The sequence below is a fragment of the Streptomyces djakartensis genome, from assembly GCF_014651075.1.
GTDB classification, from domain to species: Bacteria; Actinomycetota; Actinomycetes; order Streptomycetales; family Streptomycetaceae; genus Streptomyces; species Streptomyces djakartensis.
Map to the genome: position 1 here is coordinate 308,132 of NZ_BMWE01000001.1, position 13,288 is coordinate 321,419.

Consider the following 13,288-nt stretch of genomic DNA (forward strand, 5'->3'; position numbering starts at 1 on the left):
CCGCGCCAGGTGCACGAGCCGTAGGTACGGGGGGAACCCCGGCTCAGTGCGACGGCCGATGACCAGTCGGCTCACTCATTACTGCGCCGGGGCGCCCGAAAACGTCACACCCTCGGCGAGGAGATTTCCGCGGAGTACGAAACCGCAGGTCGGAGGGGGAACAGGGACCGCGTCGACCGGGTGCGGCCCGCGTCGTCATCGTCGTCGCGGTGCCGCTCGGACCGCTCCTCGGCCTTCCGCTCGGTCCACTCCTTTGCCTTCCGCTCGGCGTCGTCCCGCTTCCTGTCGTGCTTGCGGGCTCCGCCCTCGCGCTCGCCCTGGCCCGCGTCCTCGTCGTGCCGCTGCGCGGAGCGGCCGTCGGCGCCGGCCAGGAGGCCCTTGCAGTACCTCCACACCCGGGTGCCGTCCGCCGCGTCGCGCAGGGCGTGCCGGCGGTCGGCGGTCAGCCGCTTGCCGTCGCGCAGGTCGCGGCAGGCGGAGGCGAGCTTCCGGCGGCCGTCACCGGGACCGCCGTTCTCGTCACCGGAGCCGGGCTGCGGCGCCGTGTCGTCGTGGGCCTCGGTCCGTCCTGGGTCACGGGCGTCACCCGTCGAGGCGTCGCCCGGCGAGGCGCCGGGCCCGGAACCGCCCTGCCCGCCGGCGCCCGGCGAAGGAGACACCAGCGGGCGCTCGGGGGGAGTGACAGCGGCCGAGACGGAGGCGCCCGGGGGGTGGGGCTCATCACCGCCGAACGGCGCTCTCAGGACTCCGGTTCCGGCCGCGACGGCGACGCCACCGACCATGCCCACGGCCAGGACGGCGGCCAGCGCGAGGCGCGCGGGGCGGGCCCGGCGAGGCCGCCGGACATCGCCGGAGCCGCTGCCGCGCGGCGTTCCGATCCGGACCAGGCCGGCGTCGGCGACCGTGTCGCCGCTGTGCCCGCCGGCGCCCGTACGGGCCGCCCCGGCGTCGGGACGTTCGGCGCGCGCCTTGCGGAAGGCGGCCAGCGCGGCGGCCTCACCGGGGAGTTCCTCGCTGGTCAGCGGGGGTGGCGCGGACAGCGCGCCGAGTGTCCTTGCGAGCCGTTCGGCCCGGTCCCCGGCGGCACCGTCGACAGCTTCGAGTGGCTCTCCGCTCAGCAAGCGCTCCGCCGTTTCGCGGTCCAGCCACCTGTACTGCTCGTCGGCCATCACACATCCTTCTGCGTCCGCGCGACGCCCTGCGTCACACGTGCGGAGGTCATGGCACCACCGCGCGGTCCGCGCGGGGGTGGCAGCGCATCAAGCACCCCGGCCGATTCCGGATCGGCCTCCGGGTCGCCGCCGAGGAGCTCCGCGAGCCGCTTCAGGCCCCGGTGGGCCGCGGTCCGGACGGCGCCCGGTCGCTTGCCGAGAGTCTCGGCGGCGGTCTTCGCGTCGAGCCCCACGACCACCCGCAGCACGACCGCCTCGGCCTGGTCCTGCGGCAGCCGGGAGATGAGGGAGAAGGCGCCGTCGGTGGCGAGCGCCTCGATGGCCTCGCCCGCCGTGTCGGACTCGGCGGCCCTGCTCGTCAGTTCGGTCTCGTCACCACCGATCGCGGGCCGGCGCCCGCGCATCCGTATGTGGTCCAGCGCCCGGTTGCGGGCGATACGGGCGGCCCAGCCGCGGAAGCGGTCCGCGTCGCCGGTGAACCGCTCCAGGTCACGGGCTATCTGAAGCCACGCCTCGGATGTCACGTCCTCGGCATCGGGGTCGCCGACCAGCGTCCGCACGTACCCGAGCAGCCTCGGGTGCACGGTGCGGTACACAGTCCGGAACGCGTTCTCGTCTCCGTCCTGTGCCGCACGCACCGCGGTGGTCAGCTCCGCGTCGTCCCCCAGCACCGCGCGCCCTTCTGCGCCTAAACCGGCGCCGCTCTCGCGGACCGGGTTCTCGCCGTCGTGGTTGCTCAATTGGTGGTTGCGGTTTTACAAGCCCGCAGGTGGTTGCGGTGGTCTTGCCGCCTCCGCTGTCGGCGCGAATGGCACGTTACGACCTGAAACCACTCGCCGTCCATGTCCGCTGGGGACGGAACCATGCCGTGAGACGGTGGGGTGTGACACAAAGCGCACACCGAGCGCTGTAGGAAGTACGGGTCGCCGCGCGGCCCGTGCCGCGCGACGGCCGGGGCCTCTCCTGTGGGGGGTGGCGGCCCCGGCCGTCGCCACGGCGGTGTCGCCGGGTTCGCCGGATCCCTTACCGGGAGCGGCCGTTGGGCCGAGCGGGCGTGTCCTTGTCGTGGCCCGTGCCCGTGCCGTTGCCCTCGGCGGACCCCATGTCCGCGGAACCGTGACTCCTGTTCGGCTTCGGCTCGGGCGCCGCAGGCGCCAGTTGCCTGGCGCAGTACTCAGTGACCTTGCTCTCACCGCCCGCGGCGTCGACGAGACGCCGCCAGGCCGTCGCGTCCGTGGCCCTGCCGCGGCCATCGGCCTGTTGGTAGGCGCGGCAGTGGGCCTCGGTGTCCCGGGCGGGGGCCGGGCGGTCGGGACGGGCCGGTGCCGAGCCGGTGCCGTGGCCGGCGTCGCCGTCGCGGGACGGGGTACGGGCCGGGTCGCGCGGGGCGCTGCTCGAGACGGGCGGGTGGCCGGGGCCGTCGTGCGGGCCGTGGTCCGGACCGTCCGAGGATCCCGCCACACCGATCGCCGCCACGGCGACACCGCCCAGCGTGAGGCTCGCGAGCAGCACGCCGAGCGTCGTCCTCAGCGACCGCCCCAGGTGCCGGCCCTCCCGGGGGCGCCAGTCGTCACGACGGCGGGTGCGCGCCGTCCGCGCCCCGGCGCCCCGGGCGATGCGGAACGCGGCCACGGCCCGCCGCTCGGCCTCGGCGTCGACACCGTCCCGGACGAGGGAGGCGACGATGAGCGCCTCGACCTCGGAATCAAGAAGGGCATGACGGGGACCATGGCCGGCAAGCCCGCCCTCGCTCTGCCGCTCACCCATGTCCGTTTCCGTCCCTGCTCGATCCGCTCGCCCGCATGGCCCGTCCGGCCCCACCAGTACGTCCTGCTCGTCGGACCCGTTCAATGCGTCAGGTCCGCGTGGCCCCGCCGGTCCGGCCAGCGAAGCTGAACAATGTTCACGTCGACTCACCCAGCGTCCGGGGAGCCTCTTCCGTCACACTCTCCGCTCCCAGCCGCCCGGCGAGACGTTTCAGCCCCCGGTACGCGGCCGTACGCACCGCGCCCGGCCGCTTGCCCAGGACGCGCGCGGCGGCGGGGCCGTCCAGGCCGACCACGACGCGCAGCAGCACGGCCTCGGCCTGGTCGCGCGGCAGCCCGCGGACCAGCTCCAGGGCGTACTCGGTCGAGATGGCCTCCAGCGCCTGGTCGTGCGTGCTCTGCGGCCCGGGCAGTTCCAGGACGTCCTGTTCCGTCGCGGACGACCGGGGCCGTACCCGCTGGCGGCGCAGATGGTCCAGCGCCCGGTGCCGGGCGATGGTCGCCGTCCAGCCGCGGAAACCGGCCCCGTCGCCCTTGAACCGCCCGAGGTCCCGGGCGATCTCCAGCCAGGCGTCGGACGCCACGTCCTCCGCGTCGTCCCCGACGAGCCCGCGCAGATAGCCGAGCAGGCCGGGCTGCACGAGTCGGTAGGCCACCGCGAAGGCCGCCTCGTCGCCCTGCTGCGCCCGCGCGACCGCCGCACCCAGCTCTCCGTCGTGCGCCCGCACGCGCCGGGGCTCCGCTCCCTGACCCAAATACCGTCCTCGTCCGTACCGAGTGCGCGCCCTCCTTCGCGACGCCCCCCACGCTCATCAGCGCCGGTCCGCGCGGAAGTGTCACAGCGCGTCAGCCGCCCGGTGCCCGCCACCGTTCGGGTCATCCCGAGCCGCCGTCCTCGGTAGCGCGGGCCCGGAGAGGTTTGTGCCGAGCTGCGCACCGGGGAGCCCTGCACGCGACACCACCGCCCGACGAAAGGCGAGCGCCGTATGCCGTCCCCGCTCCTGCGCACCGCCGTCGCCACCGCCCTGGCCTTCGGCGCCCTCGGCCTGACCCAGCCCGCCCGGGCCTCCTCCTCGGACGGTGTGCACACCCTCCGGGTGCCGGACGGCGGTCCGTACGACCGTTCCCTCGCCCCGCGTACCACCGAGCCGTTCAGCATGATCGGTGTCACCTGGGACGATCCGGACGCCGCCCTGGATGGCACCGCGCACGTGCGCACCCGCTCCCGGGAGAGCGGCGCGTGGAGCCCGTGGCGCGCGCTGGACAACGACGTGCGTACGCCCGAGTCGGGCCCCGACCGCGACCGCACCGGGGTGCGCGGCAGCACCCAGCCGCTGTGGACCGGGCCCTCGGACGGCATCCAGGTACGTGTCTCGGGTTCGAGGCTGCCCGAGGGGCTGCGCGTCGAACTGGTCGACCCCGACGGCGGGCAGGACACCGTGCACACCACGGCCGTCGAGCCGGACGCCGTCCGCCCGGCCGCCGGAGCGCCCCTGGCCGCACCCCGCCCCCCGGTGACGTCGCGCTCCGCCTGGGGCGCCGACGAGTCCCTGGTGAAGGACCCGCCCACCTACACCGGCGCCACCAAGGCGATGTTCGTCCACCACACGGCGGGCACCAACGACTACACCTGCTCCGAGTCGGCGTCGGTCGTGCGCGGCGTGTTCCTGTACCACGTGCGCAGCAACGGCTGGAACGACATCGGCTACCACTTCCTGGTCGACAAGTGCGGCACCGTCTTCGAGGGCCGGGCGGGCGGCATCGACAAGCCCGTCCTCGGCGCCCACACCTACGGCTTCAACACCGCGACCAGCAGCGTCTCGGTACTCGGCGACTACGGCAAGACGACGGTGAACTCCGCCGTGCGCGCGTCGATCGCCAAGGTCGCGGCGTGGAAGCTCGGCCTGTACGGCATCGACCCGACCGGGACGGTGGTACTGACGTCCGGCGCGGACAACGGCAAGTACACGGCGGGCCAGAAGGTCACCCTGCACCGCATCTCGGGACACCGCGACGGCTACCCGACCGAGTGCCCCGGGAAGAACCTCTACGACGGTCTGCCGGAGATCCGCACCCTCGCGGCGAACGCGGGCACGCTCGCCGAGCCGGTCCCGGAATCGGCAGGGCCCGGGGCCGAGGGGCTGCCCGCGTCGGTCGAGTCCGGGTTCGAGGGCATGTTCGGGCGCTGACGCCAGTCCCTCGGCAGGTGACGTTTGCCCGCCAGGGAGCGGCGTCCGGTGCGTGCTCGGCGTGCCGGCCGGAAGTCCTCGTACTGGATGTACTTGGGCTTTCGGCCGTTGCGGCGAGGGGGTACCCCTGCTCGAGCGGAGCCGAGAGCTTGGGGGAACGTGCCGGGCGTCGCGACGGGGCCGAACGTTGCCTGCCGCGGCACTAGGACCGGGGCGTGCCGCTGGTGGCGTCCCGGCACAGCAGCCGCAGCGAGCCGTGGCCGGCGTAGCAGCGACGGGCCTCGTCGATCGGGTCCCAGAGGCGGCCGTCGGGGGTGCGGATCCAGTGGTCGCCGCCGGTGGCCCACCACTCGGCCCCGGTCTGGCGTGCCATCACCTCACCGGCATAGGCCCCGAACCCGCGCAGCACCTCCTGCACGGCGGCGGCCGGGGCCCCTTCCCGCCGTATCTCCTCGATCATCCGGTCGATGCTCCACAGACTCTGCGCCGAGTAGTCGAGGTGCAGCCGGGCTCCCTCGCGCATCGTCGCCACCGCGTCCGCCGCCCACCGCAGCGGCTTCACCGCAGCCGAGGGCCTGGTCTCCTGCTGAGTCGTCACATCCGGGAAAGCGCCGGGGAGAAGCGTTTCGTCACCCGGAACCGGGCGCCTTCCCCGAAGCGGCGCAGGACCACCCCAACGCGACCTCACGACAGTCACAGGACTTCCCAGGAAGGGAGTGCTCCCCGGGTCCGCTCCCCTCAGCCCTGCTGCCGCGTCCGGCGGGAGACGACCGCGCGGAGCACCCGGCGGCCCTCGACCGACACCTCCAGCGCACGCCGCAGCCCGGCCTGTCCGTGTCCGGCCAGGACCTCGAGGACGACGATCTGCCGGCGCAGTTCGGCGGCCACCAGTGGCGACATGCCCTCCGTACGGCCCTCACGGCGGGCGTCGACGGACGAGGCGTCGTCCTCGATGGTGTCGAGGAGCCGGTGGATCTGGAGCGAGGCGACGGAGCATGCGTCGGCCCAGACCCGTACCTCTGCGGCGGACCGTTCGACGGGAGCGGCCTCCAGCATCCGGTGGGCGAGCACGACCGCCTCGTCCTCGGCGCCGGCCGCGTCGAGCTTCGCCCGCGTCTGCTCCAGCCGCTCACCCCATTCGCCGGCGCCGGCACCGTCGGTGAGGCTCGCCCACAGCGGCCGCAGGATCTCGTCGTCGCCGCCCAGCAGGGGCACGCACCGATCCAAACAAGCCAGCCCGCTCGCGGCCAGCCCGCGCTCGTCGGCCTGTGCGATCAACTCCACCAGGCTCATCCACGCCTCCCTCCGCGGGCCGCCTCCGGGGCCCTGTCAGGCCGCTACCGGCCCTCACCCCTCACGGAACCCGCACTTCCCCTAACTGCGTGCAACGGCCCCGGAGTGTCACAGGGGCACCACGCCCAGTCTGTCGAGCAAGCGGAAGAAGAGATTTTCGGCCAGGGGATCAGGGTCTGAAGCGAGTATGTCGACCAGCACCCCGGCGTTCACCTCGTGGCCGGCTTCGGCTGCCCAGCGGACGGCGTGCTCGGCGGCGTCACGGGGTTCCAGGAAGTAGTCCTCCAGCGTCAGGCCCTCCCGGCCGGCCCCCAGGTGCCCGGCCATCGCGGCCCGCCCGAGGCAGGTCGTCCAGGCCCCGCTCTCCGGCGCCGAGGCCTCCAGCGCCACGCACTCGCTGTTCATGACGTAGCCGAAGAGCGCGGGCGCCCGGGTCTCCCGGGCGAGGGCGTTCATGGTGCCGATGTCGCCGTCGCTGCTCGGGTACTCCCAGACCTGCCACCCGCCCGGCGCCGAAGCGCGCTTCGTCATCCCGGCCGCGGCCCCCGCCAGCGCGTCCAGCTCCGCCAGCGGCCGTTCCGCCCGGCCCACGACGAAGTATCCCCAGTAGCCCATGTCCCGGTCCCCCCGGCTTATCCGATGCGGCTCGCGTCAGAAGACCACCACAGCCTCAGGGGAGTTCGCAGCCGGATGGGGCAATCCGGGCAGACTGGCGGGCCGGCGGGCTGGCGGGCCGGCGGGCTGGCGGGCTCGCGACTGGCGACTGGCGGGCTAGTCGAGCCTGTTCGCCAGGGCCCGGAACTCCGTCCAGGACAGCTGGGGCTCGCCGGGGTCCCACAGTTTCTGCACGGTCGCCCGCAGCGGCATCCGGATACCGGCCGCCACCTGGTCCTCCGTCTGGGAGTTCGCGAGGTCGCACCAGACGGCGAAGGACCCGCCGAGGATCTGGCCGTCGTAGCGCTCCGGCACGGCCGCGGTGCCGCGCAGCACCCGTGGTGTCCACTGCTCGTAGATCCGCTGCCCGGTCGGATAGACGAAGGTCTGCGGCTCGCCGAGCACGTAGTACAGGAACTCGTCGTTGTAGTTGATCACCTTCCGGCCGGCGCTCAGGTACTCGGCCGGCTCGCGGGCGCCGATCTCCTTGCCGGTCCAGTAGGCGACCTCGATGTCCTTGCCGGCCTTCACGGACGTGCCGCGGAAGAAGCCGTCGTTCCACGCGCGCGGTGTGCGCTGGTTCTCGCGGACGGTGGCGGCCCGGTCGTTCAGCCAGCCCGTGGTGAGGTCGGCGACGGTGGCACCGGAGCCGTACTTGTCCCGGGCGGCGGCGGCCAGCTGCGGGAAGGACGCCTCCGGGTCGGAGCGGACCAGCGCCTGGTACTCGTCGCCGCCCAGGTGCCAGGGCCGCCCGGGGAAGAGGCCCGCGTACTCGTTCAGCAGGTCGTCGACGATCTCCGCGCTCTCGGCCTTGGAGATGTCGATGGCGCCCTGCACCGCCGATCCCTGCGCGGTGCGCAGCTGGAGGTCGGGATGGGCGTCGAGGACCGCGCCGAGGTGCCCGGGCGAGTCGATCTCTGGCACGACGGTGATGTGCCGGCTCTCCGCGAGTTCGACGATCTTCCGCACCTGCGCCTTGGTCAGATGCTGCCGGGACACGATCTCCGGATGCGAGTCGGACTCGATCCGGAACCCCTGGTCGTCGGAGAAGTGCAGGCCGAGCTGGTTGAACTTCAGGTCACCCAGTTCCCGGACCCGGTCCTCGATCCAGCCGGCCGTGAAGTTCTTGCGCGCGATGTCCAGCATGAACCCGCGCTGCGCCTTGGCAGGTTCGTCCCGCACCACGCCCTCGGGGGCCGTGCCGCCGTCGTGCACCTCCTGCTTGAGGGTGCGGGTGCCGTAGAAGACGCCCGCGTCGGCGGACCCGCTGATCTCCACCCGCCCGTCGCGCACGGTCATGACGTACGACTCCGGGTTCGCCTTCTTGTCGCCGCCGAGCGTCAGCCGCAGGTCCCCGGCCCGGTCGTCGTTCTTCTCCCCGGCGTACGTCAGCCCCAGCTCACCGGCGACCAGACGCCCCTCGTCGGCCAGCGCCGGATCGTCCACGACCACGCGGTTGCCGTCCTCGGGCTGCCAGCCCGGGCCGCGTGCCGGGGTGTGGTCACGCACGGCGGGGATCGTCCGCGGCGCCTCGGACAGGGCGTACGAGCGGCTCGGGCTCGGAGTCGGGGCGGCGGTACGGCCCTGGGAGGATCTGGCCTCCGGTGCCGCGGACCCGCCGTCGCCACCCGTGGCCATCCAGAGCCCGAGACTCACCCCGGCCGCCACCACGACCAGGGCGACGGCCATGACCACGACCAGCACCTGCCGCTGCTTCCCCTGCTTCGCCGCTGTCCGGCGCCTGTGCTGACTCACACCGCCAACCTAAAACCCCCGGCGGCCCGGCGCGCGCGCACCACGCGCGTCCACCCCGCGCGTCCACCACGCATTCCGAAACTCTCTCGCCCGGGTGAAATTCGGGCATCCGTCGGACACGTCATGGTCGTACTCGATAGCGTGACGTCACAACTCTCACAACATTGCCCTGCCGACACACGTGACGCCCACGAGGACACACGCTGCCCGCGCACCGTCTCCCAGACCTCCCCGGCCGACTCGCCATACCGGTGGAGCACGTCAACACGGCCTCCGACGAGGACCTGCACCGGATCCTCCTCAGCTGCCTGCACAGCCCCCGCTGGTCTGGCCGCATCGCGGAACACCGCCCCTATCCGGACCTGGACTCCCTGCTGGCCGCGGCGGACGAGGCGGCCTACGACCTGACCTGGCCCGACCTGATCGAGGCCCTGGCGGCCGAGTCCCTCCCTCCCCTCCCCGAGGACACCTACTCGGCGGCCCACACGGCCCTGAGCGCGGCCCACGCCGCCTACGAGGCCCGCTTCGGGCACGTGTTCGTCATCTGCCTGGACGGCGTGGCACCGGGTGAGGTCCTGGACCGCCTCCTGGAGGCCGTCCGGTCACGATTGACCAACGATCCGGAGGAGGAGCGGACGGTGGTGGCGGACGAACTGCGGCGCCTCGCGAGGGGACGTCTGCTGAAGTGCCTCAGGGGCGCGGGGAACTGCGCGATCAACCACTGACGACCCGCACCCGGCGGCCCCGGCCCGCCCCACACCCCCTGGCCGCACTAGCCCACCAGTACCTCTTTGCATGCCGGTTTGATCACACCCGGGGACCCCCGCTCAACCGAGCGACAGCGTCTCGCTACGATGCTGGGGGCCGGTGGACCGTACCCGGCCGGGCCCGACCGACACACCAAGCCGGCGCGGCCCCAATCCCCGCTCCCGGAGGAAACTTCCGTGCCGGCTGGAACGCTGTACCGCGGCCGGGAAGGAATGTGGTCCTGGGTGGCTCACCGAGTCACCGGCGTCCTCATTTTCTTCTTCCTGTTCGTTCACGTGCTGGACACCGCACTCGTCCGTGTGTCCCCGGAGGCCTACGACAACGTCGTGGCCACGTACAAGACGCCGATCGTCGCGCTGCTGGAGTACGGCCTCGTCGCCGCCATCCTCTTCCACGCGCTCAACGGCCTGCGTGTCATCGCCGTCGACTTCTGGATCAAGGGGGCCCGGTACCAGAAGCAGATGCTCTGGACCGTCGTCGCCGTGTGGGTCGTGCTGATGCTGGGGGCGATCTACCCCGTCCTCGGCCACGCCGCTCGTGAACTGTTCGGGAGCTGACGCCAATGTCCACGACTGACAAGACCGCCGCCGGCGTCGGCCCCGTCGAGGGCGGCGCCGTCTACACCGTAGACAACCCGGCGCCCTTCATCGAGGCCCCGCGCAAGCGCACCAAGAAGACCCCGAAGACCACCCGGGGCAACTTCGAGCTCGCGGCCTGGCTGTTCATGCGCCTGTCCGGCATCGTGCTGGTCGTCCTGGTCCTGGGCCACCTGCTCATCCAGCTGGTGCTGGACGGCGGCGTGTCCAAGATCGGCTTCGCCTTCGTGGCCGGCCGCTGGGCATCCCCGTTCTGGCAGGTCTGGGACCTGCTGATGCTGTGGCTCGCGATGCTGCACGGCGCCAACGGCCTGCGCACGGTCATCAACGACTACGCGGAGCGCGCGAACACCCGGCTGTGGCTGAAGGCTCTGCTCTACACCGCCACGGTGTTCACCATCCTGCTGGGCACGCTGGTGATCTTCACCTTCGACCCGAACATCCGCTAGGCACGGGGCTGCGAGAATCATGAAGATCCACAAGTACGACACCGTCATCGTCGGCGCCGGTGGCGCCGGTATGCGCGCCGCCATCGAGTCGACGAAGCGCAGCCGCACCGCCGTGCTCACCAAGCTCTACCCCACCCGCTCCCACACGGGCGCCGCGCAGGGCGGCATGGCCGCCGCGCTGGCCAACGTGGAGGAGGACAACTGGGAATGGCACACCTTCGACACGGTCAAGGGCGGTGACTACCTGGTCGACCAGGACGCCGCCGAGATCCTCGCGAAGGAGGCCATCGACTCGGTCCTCGACCTGGAGAAGATGGGCCTGCCGTTCAACCGCACCCCGAACGGCACCATCGACCAGCGCCGCTTCGGCGGTCACAGCCGCAACCACGGCGAGGCCCCGGTCCGCCGCTCCTGCTACGCGGCCGACCGCACCGGCCACATGATCCTCCAGACGCTGTACCAGAACTGCGTCAAGGAGGGCGTGGAGTTCTACAACGAGTTCTACGTCCTCGACCAGCTGATCACCGAGGTCGACGGCGTCAAGAAGTCCGCCGGTGTGGTGGCGTACGAGCTGGCCACCGGTGAGATCCACGTCTTCCAGGCGAAGTCCGTGATCTACGCCTCCGGCGGCTGCGGCAAGTTCTTCAAGGTGACGTCCAACGCGCACACCCTGACCGGTGACGGCCAGGCGGCGGTCTACCGCCGCGGTCTGCCGCTGGAGGACATGGAGTTCTTCCAGTTCCACCCGACCGGCATCTGGCGCATGGGCATCCTGCTGACGGAGGGCGCCCGCGGTGAGGGCGGCATCCTCCGCAACAAGGACGGCGAGCGCTTCATGGAGAAGTACGCGCCGGTCATGAAGGACCTCGCGTCCCGGGACGTCGTGTCCCGCTCGATCTACACGGAGATCCGTGAGGGCCGCGGCTGCGGCCCCGAGGGCGACCACGTCTACCTCGACCTCACGCACCTCCCGCCGGAGCAGCTGGACGCCAAGCTGCCCGACATCACCGAGTTCGCCCGCACCTACCTCGGCATCGAGCCCTACACGGACCCGATCCCGATCCAGCCCACCGCGCACTACGCGATGGGCGGCATCCCGACCAACGTCGAGGGTGAGGTCCTGGCGGACAACACCACGGTCGTCCCCGGCCTGTACGCGGCCGGCGAGGTCGCCTGCGTGTCCGTGCACGGCGCGAACCGGCTCGGCACGAACTCCCTGCTGGACATCAACGTGTTCGGCAAGCGCGCCGGCATCGCGGCCGCGGAGTACGCGCAGAAGGCGGAGTTCGTCGAGCTGCCGGAGAACCCCGCGGAGCTCGTGATCGAGCAGGTGGAGAGGCTGCGCAACTCCACCGGCACCGAGCGCGTGACGGTGCTGCGTCGCGAGCTGCAGGAGACCATGGACGCCAACGTCATGGTGTTCCGCACCGAGCAGACGATCAAGACGGCGGTCGAGAAGATCGCGGAGCTGCGCGAGCGCTACAAGAACGTCTCGATCCAGGACAAGGGCAAGCGGTTCAACACGGACCTGCTGGAGGCCATCGAGCTGGGCAACCTGCTGGACCTCGCCGAGGTCATGGCGGTCTCCGCGCTCGCCCGCAAGGAGTCCCGCGGCGGTCACTACCGCGAGGACTACCCGAACCGCGACGACGTCAACTTCATGCGGCACACCATGGCGTACCGCGAGGTCGGCGCCGACGGCACCGAAACCGTCCGTCTCGACTACAAGCCGGTCGTCCAGACCCGCTACCAGCCGATGGAGCGTAAGTACTGATGGCTACCCCCGTTCTGGACAAGGGAGACGCGGCCGGCAAGCCCGAGGCCGGTTTCGCCGACTCCCCCTACATCACGGTCACCTTCCGCATCCGCCGCTTCAACCCCGAGGTCGCGGCGGAGGCGGTGTGGGAAGACTTCCAGGTGGAGATCGACCCCAAGGAGCGTGTCCTCGACGCCCTCCACAAGATCAAGTGGGAGCTCGACGGCACGCTGACGTTCCGCCGCTCCTGCGCGCACGGCATCTGCGGCTCCGACGCCATGCGGATCAACGGCAAGAACCGTCTCGCCTGCAAGACCCTGATCAAGGACATCAACCCCGAGAAGCCGATCACGGTCGAGGCCATAAAGGGCCTCACGGTCCTGAAGGACCTCGTGGTCGACATGGAGCCGTTCTTCCAGGCGTACCGGGACGTCATGCCCTTCCTCATCACGAAGGACACGAACGAGCCCACGCGTGAGCGGCTGCAGTCCGCCGAGGACCGCGAGCGCTTCGACGACACCACGAAGTGCATCCTCTGCGCGGCCTGCACCACGTCCTGCCCGGTCTTCTGGAACGACGGCCAGTACTTCGGCCCGGCCGCCATCGTCAACGCGCACCGCTTCATCTTCGACTCGCGTGACGAGGCGGGCGAGCAGCGCCTGGAGATCCTCAACGACCGCGACGGCGTGTGGCGCTGCCGCACGACCTTCAACTGCACGGACGCCTGCCCGCGCGGTATCGAGGTCACGAAGGCGATCGCCGAGGTGAAGCGGGCGCTGATCACGCGCCGGTACTGAGCTTCGCCGCTTGCTCATGAGGGCCCCGTTTCCGCTGGTGACGGGGCCCTCTGGCATATGCCACACCTTCGGGTGAAGCGGCTGCGAAGGACG

The 13,288-nt window shown here is 71.7% G+C and carries 14 protein-coding genes; 6 read left to right on the forward strand and 8 right to left on the reverse strand.

Features of this window, described 5'->3' with window-relative positions:
- Window positions 1-104: 104 nt before the first annotated feature.
- The 4 genes from IE212_RS01400 to IE212_RS01415 form a co-directional block, all read right to left on the reverse strand.
- Complete coding sequence (locus IE212_RS01400) at window positions 105-1,169, reverse strand: hypothetical protein (protein ID WP_190195803.1); 1,065 nt, start codon at window positions 1,167-1,169, stop codon at window positions 105-107.
- A complete protein-coding gene (locus IE212_RS01405; RefSeq protein ID WP_190196150.1) occupies window positions 1,169-1,843 on the reverse strand; it encodes an RNA polymerase sigma factor in 675 nt (224 codons plus the stop codon). The genes IE212_RS01400 and IE212_RS01405 overlap by 1 nt, the downstream gene beginning before the upstream one ends.
- Window positions 1,844-2,195: 352 nt before the next feature.
- Window positions 2,196-2,939, reverse strand: coding sequence for a hypothetical protein (locus tag IE212_RS01410; RefSeq protein WP_190195804.1), 744 nt, complete (start codon window positions 2,937-2,939; stop codon window positions 2,196-2,198).
- A gap of 136 nt (window positions 2,940-3,075) precedes the next feature.
- Window positions 3,076-3,693, reverse strand: coding sequence for an RNA polymerase sigma factor (locus tag IE212_RS01415; protein ID WP_190195805.1), 618 nt, complete (start codon window positions 3,691-3,693; stop codon window positions 3,076-3,078).
- Between the two features lie 231 nt (window positions 3,694-3,924).
- Between IE212_RS01415 and IE212_RS01420 the strand changes: the two genes are divergently transcribed.
- Window positions 3,925-5,127, forward strand: coding sequence for an N-acetylmuramoyl-L-alanine amidase (locus tag IE212_RS01420; protein ID WP_190195806.1), 1,203 nt, complete (start codon window positions 3,925-3,927; stop codon window positions 5,125-5,127).
- 202 nt (window positions 5,128-5,329) lie between these two features.
- Here the strand turns inward: IE212_RS01420 and IE212_RS01425 are convergent, their stop codons facing one another.
- From IE212_RS01425 to IE212_RS01440, 4 genes are all read right to left on the reverse strand, one after another.
- Window positions 5,330-5,725: a hypothetical protein gene (locus IE212_RS01425; RefSeq protein WP_190195807.1), complete on the reverse strand. Its 396-nt coding sequence runs from the start codon at window positions 5,723-5,725 to the stop codon at window positions 5,330-5,332.
- Between the two features lie 140 nt (window positions 5,726-5,865).
- Window positions 5,866-6,420 carry a hypothetical protein gene (locus IE212_RS01430; protein ID WP_190195808.1) on the reverse strand — a complete coding sequence of 185 codons (555 nt, stop codon included), beginning with the start codon at window positions 6,418-6,420 and terminating at the stop codon, window positions 5,866-5,868.
- A gap of 108 nt (window positions 6,421-6,528) precedes the next feature.
- Complete coding sequence (locus IE212_RS01435; protein WP_190195809.1) at window positions 6,529-7,035, reverse strand: hypothetical protein; 507 nt, start codon at window positions 7,033-7,035, stop codon at window positions 6,529-6,531.
- A 156-nt stretch (window positions 7,036-7,191) separates the two neighbouring features.
- On the reverse strand, window positions 7,192-8,763 hold the full coding sequence (locus tag IE212_RS01440; protein WP_190196151.1) for a beta-N-acetylhexosaminidase: 1,572 nt from the start codon (window positions 8,761-8,763) through the stop codon (window positions 7,192-7,194).
- Between the two features lie 317 nt (window positions 8,764-9,080).
- Here IE212_RS01440 and IE212_RS01445 point away from each other — a divergent pair, with 317 nt between their 5' ends.
- From IE212_RS01445 to IE212_RS01465, 5 genes are all read left to right on the forward strand, one after another.
- Complete coding sequence (locus IE212_RS01445) at window positions 9,081-9,554, forward strand: 2-oxo-4-hydroxy-4-carboxy-5-ureidoimidazoline decarboxylase (RefSeq protein ID WP_190195810.1); 474 nt, start codon at window positions 9,081-9,083, stop codon at window positions 9,552-9,554.
- 219 nt (window positions 9,555-9,773) lie between these two features.
- Window positions 9,774-10,154, forward strand: coding sequence for a succinate dehydrogenase, cytochrome b556 subunit (gene sdhC, locus IE212_RS01450; protein WP_030233323.1), 381 nt, complete (start codon window positions 9,774-9,776; stop codon window positions 10,152-10,154).
- A gap of 5 nt (window positions 10,155-10,159) precedes the next feature.
- Window positions 10,160-10,642 (forward strand): succinate dehydrogenase hydrophobic membrane anchor subunit, encoded by a 483-nt coding sequence (locus tag IE212_RS01455; protein WP_190195811.1) that lies wholly within the window; start codon window positions 10,160-10,162, stop codon window positions 10,640-10,642.
- A 19-nt stretch (window positions 10,643-10,661) separates the two neighbouring features.
- Window positions 10,662-12,416 carry a succinate dehydrogenase flavoprotein subunit gene (sdhA, locus tag IE212_RS01460; RefSeq protein WP_190195812.1) on the forward strand — a complete coding sequence of 585 codons (1,755 nt, stop codon included), beginning with the start codon at window positions 10,662-10,664 and terminating at the stop codon, window positions 12,414-12,416.
- Window positions 12,416-13,195: a succinate dehydrogenase iron-sulfur subunit gene (locus tag IE212_RS01465; RefSeq protein ID WP_190195813.1), complete on the forward strand. Its 780-nt coding sequence runs from the start codon at window positions 12,416-12,418 to the stop codon at window positions 13,193-13,195. Before sdhA ends, IE212_RS01465 begins: the two co-directional genes overlap by 1 nt.
- The last annotated feature ends 93 nt before the right edge of the window (window positions 13,196-13,288 follow it).